The organism is Corynebacterium glucuronolyticum DSM 44120, from assembly GCF_030440595.1.
In the GTDB taxonomy this organism is placed as follows: Bacteria; Actinomycetota; Actinomycetes; order Mycobacteriales; family Mycobacteriaceae; genus Corynebacterium; species Corynebacterium glucuronolyticum.
In genome coordinates this window covers 245891-263908 of record NZ_CP047452.1, presented here as the reverse complement: position 1 = coordinate 263908, position 18018 = coordinate 245891, and the positions used below count along the sequence as shown (strand labels likewise).

The window sequence follows — 18018 nt, the reverse complement described above, 5'->3', positions numbered from 1 at the left end:
CTCACTACGTTTGGTAGCACGATTGTCACCGCACAGTTGGAAGCTGAGGCTTGAACAGTCCGATTGTCCGGGGACCACATAGGCCATTGCAGGAAAAACGGACTGGTCACGCGTATCGGGATCTAGTTCTCGAACTCGATATCAGTTTCCATCGGCTCCGTTTCCCTCAGCGGAGCCCTCACGTACCTCTCCACTATTATGTCCAGCGCCTGCTGCCCCGCCTGCTGCCCCGCCGCCATTACCTGCTGCGTGTTCATCGGGTGTCCGTTCGCTGCCTGAAAGCTCCGTTGGCGGCTGTTGAGGATCTTCCACCGCAGTTCCCCGAACTCCTCCAGCATTTCCTGTCCCCTCGCTCGGATTGTTTCCTTGTCCGTTGGCAGGCCGAGCGCCTTGTTCACCTCCATGAGGGTGTTGGCCGTTGGTAGAAGTGTCGTTATTGGTTGTTGGATTGCCCTGTTCATTACTGTTCTCCTTTAGCTGTTCTTCATCGCCATTCAAACTGCCGATTAGTGGTAGTGATAATTGTCCCATAGCCTGTTTGAATTTTCGCTACTTAAACCCGAAATTCTTGTAGGTGCGCGGCGACAAGAAAAAACCCCAGCTAGTGTTCCTAGCTGGGGTTTAATTGTGCGCCCGAAGGGATTCGAACCCCCAACCTTCTGATCCGTAGTCAGATGCTCTATCCGTTGAGCCACGGGCGCGGCGCTGCCCCAAAACCACTAAAGGGCAGCTGCGGAGACGAGAGGATTTGAACCTCCGGCCCTCGATAAAGAGGGCAACTCATTAGCAGTGAGCCCCATTCGGCCGCTCTGGCACGTCTCCTTGGTCACCTATCGTACCGGTAACCGCGCTTCCCACCAAAATAGCAGGTGAGAGTAAACTGTCCACATGCTACGAGAAGATCTTACCAATATCCCCAGCTACGTTCCCGGAAAGAAGATCGAGGGGGCGATCAAGCTTTCCTCCAACGAGTTGGCGCACGACGCCCTCCCCAGCGTGAAACAGGCCCTGGACAAGGTCGAGGTGAACCGCTACCCCGATATGTTCGCCGTAGAGCTCCGCGAGACGCTTGCTTCCACCTTCGACCTCAGCTTTGAGCAGGTCGCCGTCGGCTGTGGCTCCTCCGCCCTGTGCCAGCAGCTCGTGCAGATTACGTGCCTCAACCGCGAGGATGAGGTCATCTACCCCTGGCGCTCGTTTGAGGCGTACCCCATCTTCGTCGACGTGTGCGGCGCGACGAAGGTGCCGATCCCGCTGGACAAGAAAGAGGCCGTTGACCTCGACGGCATCGCCGAGGCCGTGACGGAAAACACGAAGCTTCTTTTCCTCTGCAACCCGAACAACCCCTCCGGCACCGCCTTCACCGGCGCAGAGTTCGACGCGTTCATGAAGCGCGTGCCCACGGACGTAGTCGTCGCCCTCGACGAGGCCTACATCGAGTTCGCCGACGTGGAGTCCGGTGTGGGCAAGCTCGCCGACCACCCGAACCTCGTCGTTTTGCGCACGTTCTCGAAGGCCTACGGTCTCGCCGCCCTCCGCATCGGCTATGCCCTCGGTTCTTCCGAGCTTATCGACGCCCTCATCAAGGTCGCCATTCCCTTCGCCGTCTCCGCTCCCGCCCAGGCTGCTGCGCTCGCCAGCCTGGCGGCTGGCGATGAGCTCGCCGCACGAGTCGCCGAGGTGAAAAAGCAGCGCGTCCGCGCCCAGGAAGCCCTCGGCGCCGTCCCTAGCCAGGCAAACTTCATTTGGCTGCCCGGCCAGAAGTTTGAGAAGGAGGGCGTCATCGTCCGCCACTTCCCCGAAGGCACGCGCATCACCGTCACCACGGAGGAAGAAACGGACGCGCTGCTGGGGTAGGCGCCTTAAGTTTTTGCAGCAGATCCCGAACACCGGCTTCCCTCGCATTTCCGCAGGTCGCCCGAATCCAGGCTCGATATCTGCTGCGATAACCGAACTGCCTTTCCGGCCACCCCACCCTTTTTACTTTTCGCAGCAGATTCCGAAAAGCCCCGTGCTTTTACGCAGGTCGGCAGAATCCGCCCCCCCAAATCTGCGACAAAAAGTAAAAACCCCTGGTCACACGCACCAGGGGTTTTCTTACCTGCGGAGACAGAGGGATTTGAACCCCCGGTCCGGTTAGGGACGCTCGCTTTCAAGGCGAGTGCATTCGGCCGCTCTGCCATGTCTCCAATGGGAAAAATACTATAGCCTGGTGTGCATGAAAGCAATTTCCCAGGAGCTAGAAGTAATTGATGCACCAACCCCCGAACTAGGCGAGGGCGAGAAGCTCATGAAGGTGGCCGCGGCCGGTGTTAACCGTGGCGATATCCTGCAGAACCAGGGCCACTACCCACCGCCGAAGGGTATCACCAGCATCCTCGGACTAGAAGCTGCAGGATACGTTGATGACAAGCCCGCCATTGCACTTTTGGCCGGTGGTGGCTACGCCGAGTACGTGGCCGTTCCCGAAGGCCAACTCATGCCCGTGCCGAAGGGGCTGACCATGCCCGAGGCCGCCACCATCGCTGAGGTGACCTGCACCGTCTGGTCCAACGTGTTCATGCTTGCTGGCCTGCAGAAGGGCCAGCGCATCCTCATCCACGGCGGTGCCGGTGGCATCGGTACCTGCGCCATCCAGCTGGCCAAGCACTTTGGTGCGGAGGTCGCTGTGACCGCCGGTTCGCAGCACAAGCTCGACCATTGCAAGGAGCTCGGCGCGGATATCCTCATCAACTACAAGGAGCAGGACTTCGCCGAGGAGCTGAAGAACTCCTGCGATGTCATCCTCGACATCATCGGCGCCAAGTACCTGGATCAGAACGTCCGGGCGCTGGCTTACGACGGGCACCAGGTGACCATCGGCATGCAGGGTGGTGTCAAGGGGGAGCTGAATATCGGCAGGCTGCTGTCCAAGCGCGGCTCCATTTCCGCCACGGCGCTGCGCGCCCGCGACACCGAGGACAAGGCGCGGATCGTCGCCTCCACGGTGGAGCACGTCTGGCCGATGATTGAGGCCGGCGAGTTCACCACCCAGGTCTCCACGGTGCTCCCCCTGGAGGAAGCTGCCGAGGCCCACCGCCTGATCAAGGATGGCGAAATTACCGGCAAGATCGCGCTCGAGGTCTAACAAACCCGCATTCTGGGTGAAGAGCCAGGGCTCGGCGCGCTCCCGCGCCGAGCCCTTTTTCATCGCACGTTTTACAGCCCATCTACACGCCCGCCGGCAGTGCAGCCCCGACCGCTACCCCGAATCCACTATTTTCCACGCGGCACAAGATATTCTGCTTTGCAATTCACTCGCATCAAATACACCAGGCTGACTGCGTCGACACCTTCCCCACTCATATATACGTGTGCTCTATCGCACACAGAGTTTCATAGTGGAGTGCATCAACTGCAGATAAAATGAGTGTGAAAAGCACGCGGCACGCAAAACCGGATGCTCAAGTTGTTTTCCATCCGGTAACTTCCACATTGAATTTTGAAAATGACAGGTTAAGAAATGGATGTGGGCATGAGTAATAACCCGTCCTTTTACGGAAAGGGGACGTATAGAGCGTGTAGATTTGCTTTGCGGTTTGCGCGCCGCACGGCGTCTAAAACGCTCATCCTGCTCCTCGTCATCCAAATTATCCTCGCAGCGTTTCCTGCTGTGCAGGCGTGGCTCATCTCCCTTCTGGGCACATCGCTGCAGGAAGAACCTGCAAACAAGACTGTTTTTCTGATTCTTCTGGTCGCTTTACTACTCGCAGGCTTCGTTTCTTTACAAGATGTGTGTGGACGGTTGGGGGATATTCTTCGTCTCACAATTGCGTGGCAAGGCCGACTCGCAGTAGACCAAAAAGTTTCACGGATTGACCCTAAACAGCTTCGGCAGCCGGAGGTAAACAAAAGGACACGGCAAGCCTTAGAGGTGGTCTCCAACGGGAATCTTTCAGTACAAGCCACTGCAGTGACAAGCGTTATATTCGCCGTATTTGTATGTATTTTTCTTTTCCTCTCCCTTTTCAGGTTCAGCACTTTAGGTGCCGTGCTTCTTTTGCTTTCGCTCATACCGAGCCTCCTCACTAATTTTTACTGTTCAAAGAAGCTGGCCGAACAATGGGAACGGAATAACGACTACCACCGCCATGCCAACTACTTCTTCGAGCAGATGATGTACCAGTCACCGGGAACAGAGCTGGCACTGTTGGACGGCAGGGAATGGTTTCGCAGTCAAGCCGGACGCTATCGCAATAAGGCTGCAGCACTAGATCGAAGCGTTCACGCGATGTACATCAAGGCGGAAAATATCAATGGCCTTGTTACGGTGGTAATTTTTGCCTTCTGCCTACTTGCGTTCCTATTGCACGGCAATGCCAGTCCTGTCGAAGCCACCGCAGCTCTCGTTGGTATTTCGAGTGGGTTGTTTGCTATTCACAATGTCGGTTGGTCCGTCGGAATGCTCATGCAGGAAACGAAACCATTGCTCATGCTTGAAGAATTTCTTGCCTTGCCTGAGATGACACCACCGCTGCCCGTCGTTCATCAGGTTGCTGCTTTGAACGCGAAGGACATTGATGTGACGATTGGGGACCGAACAATTGTGTCCCATGCTTGTCTTCATGCGCACTGCGGCGAGGTCGTTGCGTTGGTCGGGGCAAACGGTGCCGGAAAAACATCACTGCTTTCCGCTCTCGTTGGGCTATATGACGTGTCCGACGGATCAATTCTCGTATCCACGGATTCGGGAGACCACCGTGAGCTTAGTAAGCAAGACTTCGCGGAACGCCATCGCTATTTCGGGATGTTGGCGCAGGATTACTCGCGTTTCGAGCTGACCGTTCGCGAAAACCTCTGCTTGGGACTTGACCCGTCCTGCTGGCCTTCGGATGAGAAGCTATGGGAGGCACTGCGAATGGTAGGCGCGCAAACGTTTGTCACGAGTCTGGATATGCAACTGGGGGAGCAATGGAAAGGCACAGGGCTTTCAGGCGGACAATGGCAACGCCTAGCTCTGGCACGGTTGTATATCCGGGATGCTGGAATTTGGATCCTTGATGAGCCAACAAGTTCGATCGATGCACGTGGGGAGGCTGAGATCTTTTCTTGCTTGAGGGCTTTGAGCAGTAGGAAAGTAGTCATTGTCGTTACTCACCGCGCGTCTACGCTGCAGAATTTGGATCGGATCTACTACATGGAGGGCGGCCGCGTAGAGGAGTCAGGAACCTTCACCGAACTTGTGTCTAGGGATTCAGGTTTTCGACGTTTGTTCGCTTCCCAACTTCAAGACACAAATATTGACGAGGCCATCTAGGCTTCACACGTTTGGCGAAGTTTTCTGCGTATCAGCCTCCCAGGCAATTTCGTCACTTCCCCTCATCCCACATAGTTCCAGGTAGCGCATATTCAGAAGCCGATTATTCGGACCCGAACCACGCTCCTGGAACTTCAGCTGGTGGGATGCGTTCTTCCCTTTCTTCTGAGTTTTTTTTGCTTCAACTAATCCCACCACGGGGTGCGTAGCCCCTGCCCGAAGAACTCGCGCTCCCAGTAGGAGGCGTAGAGGAAGAACTTTGTCGCCTCCTCACGATCGGCGGGGCCTGCATCCTCGAGGGCGCGCTCCACGCGCTCGATGGCGGCGCGGGTGCAGTCGACAAACTCGCCGTCGGCGTAGGCGGACAGCCACGGGTGGAAGGGGTGGTCGGGGGTGTCCTGCTCGCCGAGGCGGAGGGCGATGTCGGCGTAGAGCCAGTAGCACGGGAGGACGGCGGTGGCGGCCACGGCGTAGCCCTTCGTCGTCGCTGCGGTGAGCAGGCTCGTGTAGCCGAGAGTGACATATGAGGGGTCGCACTGGGTGGCATCCTCGGCTCCGCCGAGGATGGCGTCATGGAGTTTCGTCTTTTCCGCCATCGTACCTTGCGCATCGCGCGCCCAGGCGATCATGTCGTCAGGGGTGGGGGCAAGCGCTGCCACACCGGCGAGAGCCTTGCCGTATTCACCGAGGTAGTAGGCATCCTGGAGGAGGTAGGTTGCGAACGCTCGGTGCGGGAGGGAGCCGTCGGCAAGCATGGTGAGGAAACCATCGCTTAAGGTGGCGGTGACCAGCGGAGACACCAGATCCCAGAGGGCGTGCGTGTGGGGGCCGGCGGGTGCGACGAGCGGATCGACCGCGGGACCTATGGGAGCCTCCCACGGTGTCGTGTCCGCGGCCTGGCGATACATGCGGTTCCAGGCTGCGTGGTCGACCGGGCCGTGGCCGTGGCCGACGTTCAGGTCGTCGGCGGCGCGGATGGCGGCGGTGAGCCACAGGGTTGCCCACTGCGCGGCATCGTCGATGCTCTGACCTGTGGCGAGGCGGGTGGCGAGGCTCGAGGAGAGCGAACAGCCCGTGCCGTGCGTGTTCTTCGTATCGATGCGGGCGTTGGGGATGGCGAACGTGTCGCCGGAGGGGTGGACGACGACGTTGTCGGCGCGCCCACCCGTGAGGTGACCGCCCTTGACCAGCACCGCAGTGCCAAGATCGTGCGCGAGAGCCTGCCCCTGGGCGATGGCTTCCGCGTGCGTCGTCGCAGGCTGCGTGGCGGCGAGAACAGCGAGCTCATCAACGTTGGGGGTGATGATGGTGGCGCGGGTGCACAGCTCCCGCAGAGCGCTTTCGGCAGCCGTGTCAAGGAGGCGATCACCGCTGGTAGCAACCATGACCGGATCGACGACGAGGTGCCTGACCGGGTGCGCGTCGAGGTACTCGGTGATGGCGTGGGTGATCTCCGCCGAGCCGAGCATGCCGATCTTGACGGCATCGACCTGGACGTCGTCGAAAACGGCATCGAGCTGCGCGCGGAGGAACTCGACCGGCGGGGTGTGAACCTCGCGGACACCGCACGTGTTCTGCGCCACCAGCGCCGTCGTCACCGACAGCGGGAAACCGCCGGCCTCGTTAATGGACTTGATATCGGCCTGCAGGCCCGCGCCACCGGTCGGATCGGTGCCGGCGATGGTAAGGACTCGGGGCAGCACTACTTCCTCCCATTCTCAAAGGCCGCTCGCAGCTCGCGGGCTGCTTCCTCCGGGTCCGCTGCTTTCATGATGGCGGAGACCACGCAGATCCCCGCGCCGTCCGTTCCACCGAGCTCACTCGCGTTGGTGAGATTCACCCCGCCGATGGCCACGGCCGGTACGCCGAGGCCTTTGGCGCGCGTGGCGATCTCAGCAAACGCCTGCACACCGATCCCCGCCGGCGCATCCTTCTTGGTGGTGGTGTCCGCGACAGGCCCCACGCCGATGACGTCGGGGCGAAGCGCCGGATCCATCCTCTCCACCTCGTCCAGCTCCCGGTGGTTGCCCACCGAGAGGCCAAGCATGAGGTTCCCCGGCAGTTTTTTGCGGGCCTCGAGGTAGTCCACGTCATTCTGCCCGATGTGCAGGTTAAGGCCCAGCTCACAGGCAACATCAAGGCGATCATCCACAAACAGCGGCACACCCGTGGGCTCCATGAGCTCCTTCAGCTTGATGGCTCGCGCGAGGAACTCCGCCTCGGTTGCGTCCTTGTCGCGCAGCTGCACAACGCTCACCCCTCCCTTTATTGCCTTGTCGACGATCGGTGCTACGTTTTCCGGTCCCCCTCCCTGTTGCGGGTCGGTGACGAGGTAAAGACTCCAGTTGGTAGCCATTACAGGGATTCCTCCTCAAAGGTTGTGTATTGTTCCAGCTCATCTGCGGTGAGGGTGTAGAGCGCGTCGAGCCACGCCACCTTGAAGCTGCCCGGCGCGCTCGCGGTCTTGGCCGCTTTGGCTCCTGCTGCCGAGTGGTGGGCGTGGGCTGCGACCACTGCATCGTGCGGGTCCGCACCTACCGAGAGGTAGGCCGCCACCACCGCGCCGAGGGAGCACCCGGTGCCGATCACCTTCTGCATGAGCGGATCCCCGCCGGTGATGCGCGTGATGCGGCCCTCCGAGACGACGATATCGGTGGCGCCGGAAATCCCCACCACCCCACTGGTGCGCGCAGCCAATACGCGGGCTGCGGGGATCGCCGCATCCGCGGCATCGGCCGAATCAACGCCGCGGCCTCCGGCGGCGTTCTCATCAAGATTGGCAAGCGCAATGATTTCCGAGGCGTTGCCGCGGATGGCGTGTGGCTTGTCTGCGATGAGAGATCTCTGGAAACGGGTGCGCTCCTTCAGCCCGCCGCAGGCCACCGGGTCGAGCACCCAGGGGGTTCCCGCCTCGTTTGCCCCGGCGACGGCTGCCCGCATGCCCGCGTACTGCTCGTTCGTCGGGGTTCCCGCGTTGATGAGGACGCCGGAGGCGATCTGTGCGAAGTCCCCTGCTTCCGTTGGCGTATCGCACATGGCAGGTGATGCCCCAATGGCGAGGATGACGTTGGCGGTGATGTCCATGACAACACCGTTAGTAAGACATTGGATGAGCGGTTCTTGATCCCGTACCGCGTGCATGATTTCTGGGTAGGCTAACTGAGCCATTGCAATTCCCTTCGCTAGAACGACCTAGATCAGGTTCGACGGGTGTTTTCTCAGCGCCCCTTGTGGCGGGACGCACCCCGTTGCCTGGTTATGCCCACATTAGCAGCCCCACCCAACCGCTGTGCCCGGGGGTAACCTCCCCTCCGCCCAGCTCGGGGATGACCGGCAGTGCAGGAAAAATGCATTTGGTGCCCTAGGATTCGTGCGTTTGGGTACCTAGGATTGATGCGTTTGGTGCCCTAGGAACCATGACATTCCTGCCCCGCGCTCTCGACCTGCAGCTTAACGAGCTACTCCCCTATGTCGGCGCGATTGCTATCGATGGACCCAAGGGCTTCGGAAAGACGAGTACGGCGGAAAAGCGTGCGACAACAGCGCTGCACTTAGACCGTGAGCAGGATCGCATCATTCTTCGTGCCAATCCCGCTTTCGACCACTTTCCTGATGGCTCAATCCTCATCGACGAGTTGCAACGGGCACCGGAGGTGTGGGACATCGTGCGGCGAGCGGTGGACGACGGGTGCGATCCGGGGCGATTCCTGCTTACTGGCTCAGCTATCCCCATTGCAGGCACCACGACACACAGTGGCGCTGGACGAGTTTTGTCTTTGCGCATGCGCCCGATGGCCGTCTTTGAGCGTGACTCGCGGGAAGATCTCATCTCCCTCAAAGAAATTCTTGCCGGTTCCGCCACCATCACCGGGCAGACCGATCAAACTTCCGCCGACTACGCGCATAGCATTGCGACGACAGGACTGCCCGGGCTGCAGAATCTTCCCCCGCTCGTACAAAAGCAGCACATCGCTTCGTACATCGACCGGATCCTTGACCGCGATTTACCCGACCAGGGTTATACGACGCGCAATAAGGCAGCACTCCTCACCTGGATGCGCGCCTATGCCGCAGCAACAGCAACACAGGCAAGCTATTCAGAAATCCTAGATTCTGCGACACCTGGCGAGTCCAACAAGCCATCAAAAAAGTCATCTGCGACATACCGGGACAAACTCAACGAGATTTGGATTCTCGACCCTTTACCTGCCTGGAATTTTGCCTCCGCCCCATTCCCACGTGTTTCCCAACAGGCGACACATTTCCTTGCCGATCCTGGCCTTGCGCTGCACCTTCTTGGATTGACCGAAAGGTCCCTTCAAGCTCCTCGGAACGCCCATATCTTTGGCTGCCTGTTTGAGGCTCTTGCGGTGCTGAGCATCCGCGTTGCCGCCGAGGCGAACTTCGCCACCGTCGGCCATTTCCGCACACGCAATGGGGACCATGAAATCGATGCTGTTATTGAAAGCGCAGATGGGGGCATCATCCCCGTCGAGGTAAAACTCACGCACACTCCCTCACCCGAAGACGGGAAACATCTCCTATGGCTACGGGATAGCCTTCCCGACGAGGTCATCGACATGATCATCATCACAACCGGGGATCGGGCTTATCGCCGAGAAGATAGCATCGCGTGTATCCCGCTTGCTTTGTTCGGCGTTTAGAAACCTGGAAAATTTTACCGAAGGTTCCCCATTTTCGAGGCCCTCTCCGTCCAGGTTTTCGCGGCGTTACAACCCAGGGGTTTTCAGGCGTCCACGTGAAAGCTCCGGAAAAATTCACGTTCTACCCGTACCAACTGGGCGTACTGAAAGCCTGATTCGGGTCGAGCTATTGAAAGCGTGGGGAACAGGTTACGTTTCCGAATGGCGTGACTGAATTTTCCGGGCTTGAGTTGAGAACTTGATTGCTTCCGCTCTAACGAACTGTTGAAGGCCACTTTGCGTAAACTCCACGTTCCAACGATGACGCTTACTGTCATAGCTCATGGTGACGATACCGCGCTTCTGCAGGTTTTCGGAGGCCCCGATCACATCGTCAGGATCGGCGTTAATCCTCTTCGCGAGCGTCTTTACCTTCATTCGCGAGCTACCGAAGATCGTCTGGTTTCTGAGCGCGTACAGGATCTCATACTCTATTTCGGAGGTATAGGGAAGCTCTAGTGGCTGTTCGTTCATAACTCTTCTGACCCTTTTCTTGGTGGAGAGGGATTTTCTGCCAGCATCGGAGATCAAGCCAAGAGAAAGAGTCCCGGCTAAGGTCATTTTAGTGCGTACGTGGTGGGTGGAGGGTGTAGTCGGGTCTCGCTCGCCCGATCCTCGCCTTATTGCAATAGGACCGGATTTTCCGGGCACGCTATCCTCTTAAGGTTTTGCGAACTGGGAAAAAGGCAGGGGGACTTCTGTAGAAGGCCCGATTTTTCCCGGATCCTTACATAGACCTCGACCGGCGGGCTTGCCTTAGGCTTCCTGAGTTGGCTCACTATAGTGCGATGGTGCGCACTAGCTGTCGAACGATCGATCAGCGCGGACGAAAACAGTTGAGATAGCAATGGGGATTTCTTTGATCTGCCCCAAGGGTGATCCTCATCACCCACACGCAACCTACGTCAGGCAATGACATTTCCCCCAGGACCCAAGAGCACTTTTGCGGGGCTGTGCGGTCCTCAGATCGGAGATGCGAACGACCCCAAAAACCGGCATCGGCAACGTAGTTTCGCAGCCGTTCCCTGTCACCGGCCCCCTACCCCAGCGATGCGAGCACGCGGGTGAGGTGGTCGATGTCGGCGTAGGTGTTGAACGGGGCGAGGCCGATGGAGAGCGCACCACCAGCCTCAAAAACACCCATGTTTGCCAACAGGGGGTCCTGGGGGGCCAGGGAGGTGACCAGGGAGTTCGAGAAGAGGCGCTGCTGCACCGTCGCGGCGTCGATGCCACGGACCACGAAGGTAAGCCGCGGGATGCGGTCGATGGCGGCCATGCCGTAGCCGGCAGCCTCGCCGGTGATGCCCACGAGGTGGACACCGCTCAAGCCCCGCAGCGACTCGATGGCGTGGCGGAGCAAGCCCGAGAGGTAGACGTCGAGGCTGGCCATGGATTCGCGGAGGCGACGGGAGCGCTGGCCCTCAACATCTTCGACGAGGCCAGCGTAGTGGTCGATAAGCGGGGCGACACCGCCGAGGAGGCCACTGGAAAGCTGGCCGACCACGAGGGGGTGATCGAAGCGGGGAAACATCGAGGTGTCGCGGAATACGAGCGCCGACAGTTGGGGGCCACCGAGGGCAGCGAGGTCGACGAGGACGATGTCCACACCGTAGGAGTCGATGTCGATGAGGCGGTAAGGGGCGAGCGCCGTAGCGTCGAGAAGCACCCACGCGCGGGAGGAGGAGTGGGTGATGTCGGCAATTTCCTCCACCGGGGTGGCGGTGCCGACGTAGGGTTGGGCGCCGGGGACGATGACGAGGCGCGTGGAACCGTCGATAAGACTGCGGTACTGCCAGGAGGGGATCTCCCCCGTGCCGAGGTCGGGCTCCGCAATGGTCAGGTTGTAGCGAGAAAAGGCCGAGTTGAGGGCGTGATCGCGGGCCCCGACGACACCCGAGCGGGCCAGCCGGCCGGACATGGAGTGGGCCAGCGCGCGGGCGAGGACGAAGCTGGAGGGGCCGAGGACGACGTGGTCGCTGCGGACGGAGAAGAGGTCGGCGACGGCGCGGGTGGCCGAGGCCATGTGGGTGGACCCGAAATGGGTGTTGGAGGAGTGCCGGGAACCCGGCTCGGGGGCAACGACCAGGGGTGCCGTGCGGAATGACGTGGCGACGCCGGAGGCGACCTTCTCCGGGATCTGGGGGCATTCCCCCGCATTGAGGTAGATCCAGCCTTCGCCGAGAGAGGTGTAGAGACCTCTCACCCGTGCGGCATCGTACATGCTGCGTATCCCCTTTCTTTGAACCTGCTCTCCATCATCCTACTTCACACCGTTTAAGCTAGACTGCGTGCACACTGACAACTCTGGTAAGGACCTCGCGCGGATTACCGCCACCGAGGTGCGAGACATTCCGCCGAGCAAGTCGCGGACGTTGAGCGCCGCGTGGGCGGACCTCGTCCGCGGACTGAAACAGTACGAGCTGTGGCTGCAGCTGGGCTGGCAGGACATCAAGCAGCGGTACCGCCGCAGTGTCCTCGGCCCCCTGTGGATCACCATCGCCACCGGCGTCATGGCCCTGGCGCTGGGACTGTTGTACTCACTGCTGTTCAAGATTCCCCTGGAGACGTTCCTGCCGCACGTGACGGTGGGCCTCATCATGTGGAACTTCATCTCCGGCTGCATCAAGGAGGGCTCGGATATCTTCATCGATAACGAGGGCCTCATCAAGCAGCTGCCGAGCGCACTGAGTGTCCACGTGTACCGGCTGGTGTGGAAGCAGCTCCTGTTCCTGGGGCACAACCTCGTCATCTGGGCGATCCTCATGCTTATCTTCCCACGGCCGCTGGGGTGGGACATCCTCCTCATCTTCCCGGCGCTGGCGCTGCTCATTGTCAACGGCGCGTGGGTGGCCATGTTCTTCGGCATCGTCGCCACGCGCTACCGCGATTTCTCCCCACTGCTGGAGGCGCTGACGCAGCTGCTGTTCTATGTCACCCCCATCGTGTGGATGACTGATACCCTCACCGAGCAGGGCCCGGAGGTCGCAGGGCGCGCGAAGCTGGCGCTTCTGAACCCGCTGTACCACTACATGGAGGTCGTCCGCGCACCGCTCATCGGTGCCCCGATCCACGCGTACAACTGGTGGGTGGTCCTGGCTTGCACCGTCATCGGTGTTGGCCTGGCCCTCATGGCGATGAAAAAATGGCGCTTCCGCGTCAGCTACTGGGTGTAAGGAGTTTCCATGGTTTCTATCGATACGTATAACGCGTGCGTCGACTTCCCCATTTTTGACGCCAAGTCCCGCTCCATGAAGAAGGCGTTCCTCGGCGCCGCCGGTGGTGTCATCGGCAAGACCGCCGACAATGTCATCGTCGTCGAGGCGCTGAAAGACATCAACCTACACCTGCGGGAGGGCGACCGCGTGGGACTCGTCGGCCACAACGGCGCCGGCAAGTCCACCCTGTTGCGCCTGCTCAGCGGCATCTATGAGCCCACCCGTGGCGCGGCGGACGTGCGCGGCCGGGTGGCCCCCGTGTTCGACCTCGGCGTGGGCATGGATCCGGAGATCTCCGGCTACGAGAACATCATCATCCGTGGCCTCTTCCTCGGGCAGTCGCGCCGTCAAATGAAGAAGAAGATGGATGAGATCGCCGAGTTCACCGAGCTGGGCGACTACCTCAACATGCCGCTGCGCACCTACTCCTCCGGTATGCGCATCCGACTCGCCCTCGGTGTGGTCACCTCCATCGAGCCGGAGATTTTGCTTCTCGACGAGGGCATCGGTGCCGTCGACGCGGCGTTTATGGCCAAGGCCCGCGCCCGCCTCTCGGAGCTGGTTAAACGCTCCGGCATCCTCGTCTTTGCCTCGCACTCCAACGACTTCTTGGCACAGCTGTGCACCACCGCACTGTGGGTGGATCACGGCCAGATCCGGAAAGCTGGGACGGTCCCGGACATCGTCGAATCCTACGAGGGCAAGGAGGCCGCCGACCACGTGCGTCGTCTCCTGAAGAACATGGACGAGTAACCCATGTTTCATGTTCTCGCCCACCTCGACGAGGAGGTCGCCGCTTCTCCCGGCGACACCGTTCTTGTGCTTTTCGACGCTTCGTCCTCGCGGCAGGAGGGCGACGAACTGTTTGCTCGCTTCTCCCGCCGCATGTGGGCCCTCGGGGTCACCGACTACTGCCAGGCCGGTTTTCCCAACCGCAATGACCCTTCGCTTTACCCCGCGATCCGCAGGACCGTCGAAGAAAAGCAGCCACCAGGCGCGACACGGAAACTGTCGCCTCACCCCTGGGTGCAGGCGGCGCTGAATAAGATGGTGTCCATGGATATCGCTGCCGTCATCGTCACGCACAACCGCGTCGAACTGCTCCGCAACTCGCTCGAGGTGGTCTGCAACCAGAGTTACCCCGTGCGGTGGGTGATCGTTGTGGACAACGGCGACCAGGAGGACGTCGAAAAGCTCGTAAAAGAAGTAGCTGGGGCGCGGGCCGTGTACTGCCCGAGTAAGACGAACCTCGGCGGGGGCGGCGGGTTCGCGTACGGGTTCCTGACGGCGCTGGCGATGGGTGCCGATGCCGTGTGGTGCGCCGACGACGATGGGCGGCCGGAGGACTCTTCCGTTTTGGAAACGCTCGTGACATGCATGGACGAGCGGGGGCTGGACGAGGTCTCCCCCGTCGTGCTGAACCTCAACGAGCCCGAGAAGCTCGCGTTCCCCCTGCGACGCGGGCTCACCTGGCGGCGCAAGCGCTCCGAACTGGGGCGAGGTTTCCTGCCCGGCATCGCCAGCCTCTTCAACGGTGCCCTCATCACCGCGCACGCGATGGAAGCCATCGGCGTGCCCGACTACCGCCTGTTCATCCGCGGCGACGAGGTGGAATACCACCGGCGACTCGTGCGCAGTGGGATGAAATTTGGCACCTGCCTCGACACCGCCTACCTGCACCCCGACGGCAGCGACGAGTTCAAACCGATCCTCGGCGGGCGGATGCACACGCAATACCCCGACAGCGACTTCAAGCGCTTCTTCACCTACCGCAACAGGGGTTACCTCATGAATCAGCCGGGGATGCGCAAGCTGTTGCCGCAGGAATACGCCCGCTTCGCCTGGTTCTTCCTCGTGCAAGAAAAAGACCCGGCCGGTTTCCGCGAATGGTTGCGGCTCCACCGGCTCGGGCGCCAGGAAAAGTTCGAACGACCCTAGGGCTTAGGAATTGCCGTTGCGGTTCTTGTTAAAAATGAACCAGCGCTGCACAAAGAAGTTGATGACCGTGGCGACCCCCTGCGCGACGACGAACGCCGCCGTGGCCGCCACGTACTGGTTGACGAAGTTATCCAGGAAGTGGAACCCGTAATCGTAGATCAGGGTGTTGAGGAAGTAGCTCATCCCATACAGCAGCCACACCTGCATGAACCGCTTGGTGGACGCGCCCATCCCGAACGTCCAGCGGCGGTTGATCATGTACGCCACCAGCGTGCCGACAATGAAACCGATGGTGCGCGCGTAGAACGGCGCCCACCCGAAACCGAATTGGAACAGGTAGGTCAGGCCGATATCGAATACTGCAGAAATGCACCCGGAGACGATAAACCGGTAGCCCTGCTTGCCTAGAGAATCCACGCAGGGCAGTATAGCGACATTTATTTATACAGTGGGAGAGGTCTCGGTTTATCGCCGTGTTCCTCGCGGCCCTTCTTCGTGCGGATCCGGCGGGCCTCCTTCTCCTCCCAGAAAGCCGCGATATCCTGCACCACCTTGGCGTGGCACCAGCAGTTTTTCCCCACCGGATCGCCGGTGTAGACCGCAGCAAACTCCTGCGGATCCTTCGCCTTCGTGCCGACGTTTTTTGCCAGCTCATCGGCGCGCCAATCCCGCGTATCCATGAGGAAGGAGCCCGTTTTCACATGGCTTGGAGCATCCACCCACGCCGAGACGAGCTGCGCCCCGTCTAGCTGCCAGACCACTTCGTGATCCGCCGACTTGTCGACGATGCAGATCGTCATGCGACAAGCCCCACGATAAGCCCCGCTGCGGCCCCGATGACCGTATGCGGGCATTTCACCGGCAGCTTGTCCGCCAACCAGTGCCGGGTGACATGATCCAACCAAGCGGTGGCCGCCAGCGCCGCCACCGCTGCCGGCAGTGCGTAGCTGGGAAGATCCCGCACTGGCTCGTCTTTTGGCACCGGGTGCGGCTCATCGTGGGCAATGTAGACGGCGCACGCCGTGGCGAGCGCCGCGTCGACGGCCAGCCGGGCCGGGAGGTTTTCCACGTAATCGGGAAGCGCGTAGACAGCGAACACGGTGGCGCCAAGTGCGACCTTTTCGTCTGTTTTCATGGGTTCAGTATAGGCTTAGGGTCACTATGACGTGGTTGAGTAGATTGTTGAAGCGGGGTTCTGACGAACCCACAACGAAGGAACACATCGCAGCCTCCCGCACCAACGTGCCGCTCGATGATCACATGACGCTGCTGTTCGCCCAGGAACTTCCGTTCCACCCGGCGGAGGAGCGGGCCATAATAGAAAAGATTCTGAAAGAATACGAGGGTCCCACGATCACGAGCCAGGATATGCTGCCTCAGCAAATTCGGGACCTCATGGATTTGTGAAGCGAGTAATCTATTAACGAAATGACTACTGAGACTGGCGCAACTTCTTCCGCAGCTTCGGGCGGAAAAGGAGCCTACACCACAGAAGCACGTACCCTCACCGGCTGGGGCCGCACCGCCCCTACCACGGCAAACGTCCTGTACGCACACGGCGTTGACGAGATCGTCGCCGCCGTGAAGGACGCCGCCGACCACTCCGCCGCCGGCGACCACCGTGGCATCATCGCCCGCGGCATGGGCCGCTCCTACGGCGACCCCGCACAAAACGCCGGTGGCATCGTCGTCGACATGACGGGACTGAACACCATCCACTCCATCGACACCGCCACCGGCATCGTCGACGTGGATGCGGGTGTCACCCTTGACCAGCTAATGAAGGCCGCACTGCCCTATGGCCTGTGGGTTCCGGTTCTCCCGGGCACCCGCCAGGTGACCATCGGCGGTGCCATCGGACCCGATATTCACGGCAAGAACCACCACTCGGCTGGTTCCTTCGGCAACCACGTCGTAAGCATGGAATTGCTCACAGCAGACGGTGAGATCCGTCACCTCGAGCCGGACTCTGACATCTTCTGGGCCACCGTCGGCGGCATGGGGCTCACCGGCATCATCCTCCGCGCCCGCATCCAGATGACGCGCACGGAAACCGCCTACTTCCTGTCCGACACGGTCCGCACCAACAACCTCGACGAGACTATCGCCGAGCACTCCAACGGCGCCGAGGCGAACTACACGTACTCCTCCGCCTGGTTCGACTGCATCAACCCCGAGCCGAAACTCGGCCGCGCCACCATTTCCCGTGGCAGCCTGGCCACCCTCGCCCAGCTGGAGGAATTCGCCCCCAAGCTGGCCAAGGACCCGCTGAAGTTCAACGCCCCGCAGCTGATGACGGTGCCGGACATCTTCCCCTCGTGGACGATGAACAAGCTCACCCTCAACACCATCGGCGAGCTGTACTACGCCATGGGCAAGGACTCCACAAACGACATCAAGAACCTGACGCAGTTCTACCAGCCGCTGGACCTCATCGGTGAGTGGAACCGTGGCTACGGCAAGGCCGGTTTCCTCCAGTACCAGTTCGTCGTGCCCACCGAGGCCGTCGAGCCGTTCAAGGAGATCATCAAGGACATCCAGGCCTCCGGCCACTACTCGGCACTCAACGTGTTCAAGCTGTTCGGCGAAGGCAACAAGGCACCGCTGTCCTACCCGATGAAGGGCTGGAACGTGTGCGTCGACTTCCCCATCCGCAAGGGCCTCGGCACCTTCCTCGACAACCTCGACGAGCGCGTCATGGAGTTCGGCGGCCGCCTCTACCTGGCCAAGGAATCCCGCACCAGCGCCGAGAACTTCCACAAGATGTACCCGGGCCTGGAAGGCTGGCTGAAGCTCCGCAACGAGCTCGACCCGCACGGCGTCTTCGCCTCCGACATGTCCCGCCGCCTCGAACTGAAGTAAGGAG

At 60.5% G+C, this 18018-nt stretch carries 18 protein-coding genes, 3 tRNA genes and 1 riboswitch; of the genes, 9 read left to right on the top strand and 12 right to left on the bottom strand.

Annotated features, from left to right (window positions below):
- Nucleotides 1-122: 122 nt before the first annotated feature.
- From CGLUCO_RS01200 to CGLUCO_RS01190, 3 genes are all read right to left on the bottom strand, one after another.
- Nucleotides 123-461, bottom strand: a complete 339-nt coding sequence (locus CGLUCO_RS01200) for a hypothetical protein (RefSeq protein ID WP_005392743.1) — start codon at nucleotides 459-461, stop codon at nucleotides 123-125.
- A gap of 167 nt (nucleotides 462-628) precedes the next feature.
- Nucleotides 629-701 (bottom strand) — tRNA-Arg (locus tag CGLUCO_RS01195).
- A gap of 32 nt (nucleotides 702-733) precedes the next feature.
- Nucleotides 734-822: transfer RNA gene (locus CGLUCO_RS01190), tRNA-Ser, on the bottom strand.
- Between the two features lie 66 nt (nucleotides 823-888).
- Here CGLUCO_RS01190 and CGLUCO_RS01185 point away from each other — a divergent pair.
- Complete coding sequence (locus CGLUCO_RS01185; RefSeq protein WP_084036008.1) at nucleotides 889-1857, top strand: histidinol-phosphate transaminase; 969 nt, start codon at nucleotides 889-891, stop codon at nucleotides 1855-1857.
- A gap of 247 nt (nucleotides 1858-2104) precedes the next feature.
- Here CGLUCO_RS01185 and CGLUCO_RS01180 read toward each other — a convergent pair.
- Nucleotides 2105-2189: transfer RNA gene (locus CGLUCO_RS01180), tRNA-Ser, on the bottom strand.
- Nucleotides 2190-2218: 29 nt separating this feature from the next.
- Between CGLUCO_RS01180 and CGLUCO_RS01175 the strand changes: the two genes are divergently transcribed.
- Nucleotides 2219-3127 (top strand): NAD(P)H-quinone oxidoreductase, encoded by a 909-nt coding sequence (locus CGLUCO_RS01175; RefSeq protein WP_084036007.1) that lies wholly within the window; start codon nucleotides 2219-2221, stop codon nucleotides 3125-3127.
- A 387-nt stretch (nucleotides 3128-3514) separates the two neighbouring features.
- Complete coding sequence (locus CGLUCO_RS01170; protein ID WP_232621908.1) at nucleotides 3515-5296, top strand: ATP-binding cassette domain-containing protein; 1782 nt, start codon at nucleotides 3515-3517, stop codon at nucleotides 5294-5296.
- A gap of 185 nt (nucleotides 5297-5481) precedes the next feature.
- On the opposite strand, the gene CGLUCO_RS01165 is transcribed toward CGLUCO_RS01170, so the two are convergent.
- The 3 genes from CGLUCO_RS01165 to thiM form a co-directional block, all read right to left on the bottom strand.
- Nucleotides 5482-6999, bottom strand: a complete 1518-nt coding sequence (locus tag CGLUCO_RS01165) for a bifunctional hydroxymethylpyrimidine kinase/phosphomethylpyrimidine kinase (RefSeq protein WP_084036005.1) — start codon at nucleotides 6997-6999, stop codon at nucleotides 5482-5484.
- Nucleotides 6999-7652, bottom strand: a complete 654-nt coding sequence (thiE, locus tag CGLUCO_RS01160; protein WP_084036004.1) for a thiamine phosphate synthase — start codon at nucleotides 7650-7652, stop codon at nucleotides 6999-7001. Before thiE ends, CGLUCO_RS01165 begins: the two co-directional genes overlap by 1 nt.
- Complete coding sequence (gene thiM / locus CGLUCO_RS01155; protein WP_084036003.1) at nucleotides 7652-8464, bottom strand: hydroxyethylthiazole kinase; 813 nt, start codon at nucleotides 8462-8464, stop codon at nucleotides 7652-7654. The genes thiE and thiM overlap by 1 nt, the downstream gene beginning before the upstream one ends.
- Nucleotides 8453-8554: riboswitch (TPP riboswitch) on the bottom strand. Its footprint overlaps the gene before it by 12 nt.
- A 158-nt stretch (nucleotides 8555-8712) precedes the next feature.
- Between thiM and CGLUCO_RS01150 the strand changes: the two genes are divergently transcribed.
- The gene (locus tag CGLUCO_RS01150; RefSeq protein WP_084036002.1) at nucleotides 8713-9960 is read left to right on the top strand and encodes an ATP-binding protein; all 1248 of its coding nucleotides are present in this window, start codon (nucleotides 8713-8715) and stop codon (nucleotides 9958-9960) included.
- 189 nt (nucleotides 9961-10149) lie between these two features.
- On the opposite strand, the gene CGLUCO_RS01145 is transcribed toward CGLUCO_RS01150, so the two are convergent.
- Both CGLUCO_RS01145 and CGLUCO_RS01140 read right to left on the bottom strand, forming a co-directional pair.
- Complete coding sequence (locus CGLUCO_RS01145; protein WP_084036001.1) at nucleotides 10150-10473, bottom strand: hypothetical protein; 324 nt, start codon at nucleotides 10471-10473, stop codon at nucleotides 10150-10152.
- A gap of 565 nt (nucleotides 10474-11038) precedes the next feature.
- Entirely contained in the window at nucleotides 11039-12220 is a 1182-nt protein-coding gene (locus CGLUCO_RS01140) for an aminotransferase class V-fold PLP-dependent enzyme (RefSeq protein ID WP_005392763.1), read from the bottom strand.
- Nucleotides 12221-12287: 67 nt separating this feature from the next.
- Here CGLUCO_RS01140 and wzm point away from each other — a divergent pair, with 67 nt between their 5' ends.
- From wzm to glfT1, 3 genes are all read left to right on the top strand, one after another.
- Complete coding sequence (gene wzm / locus CGLUCO_RS01135; protein WP_005391009.1) at nucleotides 12288-13172, top strand: galactan export ABC transporter permease subunit Wzm/RfbD; 885 nt, start codon at nucleotides 12288-12290, stop codon at nucleotides 13170-13172.
- Between the two features lie 9 nt (nucleotides 13173-13181).
- The gene (wzt, locus tag CGLUCO_RS01130) at nucleotides 13182-13967 is read left to right on the top strand and encodes a galactan export ABC transporter ATP-binding subunit Wzt/RfbE (RefSeq protein WP_005391011.1); all 786 of its coding nucleotides are present in this window, start codon (nucleotides 13182-13184) and stop codon (nucleotides 13965-13967) included.
- Between the two features lie 294 nt (nucleotides 13968-14261).
- Nucleotides 14262-15152 carry a galactofuranosyltransferase GlfT1 gene (gene glfT1, locus CGLUCO_RS01125; protein ID WP_143336836.1) on the top strand — a complete coding sequence of 297 codons (891 nt, stop codon included), beginning with the start codon at nucleotides 14262-14264 and terminating at the stop codon, nucleotides 15150-15152.
- Between the two features lie 3 nt (nucleotides 15153-15155).
- Here glfT1 and CGLUCO_RS01120 read toward each other — a convergent pair whose 3' ends face one another.
- From CGLUCO_RS01120 to CGLUCO_RS01110, 3 genes are read right to left on the bottom strand one after another with little or no spacing between them, the layout of a single operon-like run.
- Complete coding sequence (locus tag CGLUCO_RS01120; RefSeq protein WP_005391016.1) at nucleotides 15156-15569, bottom strand: GtrA family protein; 414 nt, start codon at nucleotides 15567-15569, stop codon at nucleotides 15156-15158.
- Nucleotides 15570-15589: 20 nt separating this feature from the next.
- Nucleotides 15590-15952 (bottom strand): hypothetical protein, encoded by a 363-nt coding sequence (locus tag CGLUCO_RS01115; RefSeq protein WP_005391018.1) that lies wholly within the window; start codon nucleotides 15950-15952, stop codon nucleotides 15590-15592.
- Nucleotides 15949-16287 carry a hypothetical protein gene (locus CGLUCO_RS01110; RefSeq protein ID WP_005391020.1) on the bottom strand — a complete coding sequence of 113 codons (339 nt, stop codon included), beginning with the start codon at nucleotides 16285-16287 and terminating at the stop codon, nucleotides 15949-15951. The genes CGLUCO_RS01115 and CGLUCO_RS01110 overlap by 4 nt, the downstream gene beginning before the upstream one ends.
- Before the next feature lie 26 nt (nucleotides 16288-16313).
- Here CGLUCO_RS01110 and CGLUCO_RS01105 point away from each other — a divergent pair, with 26 nt between their 5' ends.
- Nucleotides 16314-16559, top strand: a complete 246-nt coding sequence (locus tag CGLUCO_RS01105; RefSeq protein WP_005391021.1) for a hypothetical protein — start codon at nucleotides 16314-16316, stop codon at nucleotides 16557-16559.
- Nucleotides 16560-16580: 21 nt separating this feature from the next.
- On the top strand, nucleotides 16581-18014 hold the full coding sequence (gene dprE1, locus CGLUCO_RS01100) for a decaprenylphosphoryl-beta-D-ribose oxidase (RefSeq protein WP_005391023.1): 1434 nt from the start codon (nucleotides 16581-16583) through the stop codon (nucleotides 18012-18014).
- Nucleotides 18015-18018: the final 4 nt, after the last annotated feature.

Excerpts from the sequence above, each read along its gene's own strand:
- thiE (WP_084036004.1), bottom strand. The coding sequence starts at position 7,652 with ATGGCTACCAACTGGAGTCTTTACCTCGTCACCGACCCGCAACAGGGA.
- wzt (WP_005391011.1), top strand. The coding sequence starts at position 13,182 with ATGGTTTCTATCGATACGTATAACGCGTGCGTCGACTTCCCCATTTTT.
- CGLUCO_RS01140 (WP_005392763.1), bottom strand. The coding sequence starts at position 12,220 with ATGTACGATGCCGCACGGGTGAGAGGTCTCTACACCTCTCTCGGCGAA.
- dprE1 (WP_005391023.1), top strand. The coding sequence starts at position 16,581 with ATGACTACTGAGACTGGCGCAACTTCTTCCGCAGCTTCGGGCGGAAAA.
- glfT1 (WP_143336836.1), top strand. The coding sequence starts at position 14,262 with ATGGTGTCCATGGATATCGCTGCCGTCATCGTCACGCACAACCGCGTC.
- CGLUCO_RS01170 (WP_232621908.1), top strand. The coding sequence starts at position 3,515 with ATGAGTAATAACCCGTCCTTTTACGGAAAGGGGACGTATAGAGCGTGT.
- thiM (WP_084036003.1), bottom strand. The coding sequence starts at position 8,464 with ATGGCTCAGTTAGCCTACCCAGAAATCATGCACGCGGTACGGGATCAA.
- CGLUCO_RS01150 (WP_084036002.1), top strand. The coding sequence starts at position 8,713 with ATGACATTCCTGCCCCGCGCTCTCGACCTGCAGCTTAACGAGCTACTC.
- CGLUCO_RS01175 (WP_084036007.1), top strand. The coding sequence starts at position 2,219 with ATGAAAGCAATTTCCCAGGAGCTAGAAGTAATTGATGCACCAACCCCC.
- CGLUCO_RS01200 (WP_005392743.1), bottom strand. The coding sequence starts at position 461 with ATGAACAGGGCAATCCAACAACCAATAACGACACTTCTACCAACGGCC.
- CGLUCO_RS01105 (WP_005391021.1), top strand. The coding sequence starts at position 16,314 with ATGACGTGGTTGAGTAGATTGTTGAAGCGGGGTTCTGACGAACCCACA.
- CGLUCO_RS01110 (WP_005391020.1), bottom strand. The coding sequence starts at position 16,287 with ATGAAAACAGACGAAAAGGTCGCACTTGGCGCCACCGTGTTCGCTGTC.
- CGLUCO_RS01115 (WP_005391018.1), bottom strand. The coding sequence starts at position 15,952 with ATGACGATCTGCATCGTCGACAAGTCGGCGGATCACGAAGTGGTCTGG.
- CGLUCO_RS01185 (WP_084036008.1), top strand. The coding sequence starts at position 889 with ATGCTACGAGAAGATCTTACCAATATCCCCAGCTACGTTCCCGGAAAG.
- CGLUCO_RS01145 (WP_084036001.1), bottom strand. The coding sequence starts at position 10,473 with ATGAACGAACAGCCACTAGAGCTTCCCTATACCTCCGAAATAGAGTAT.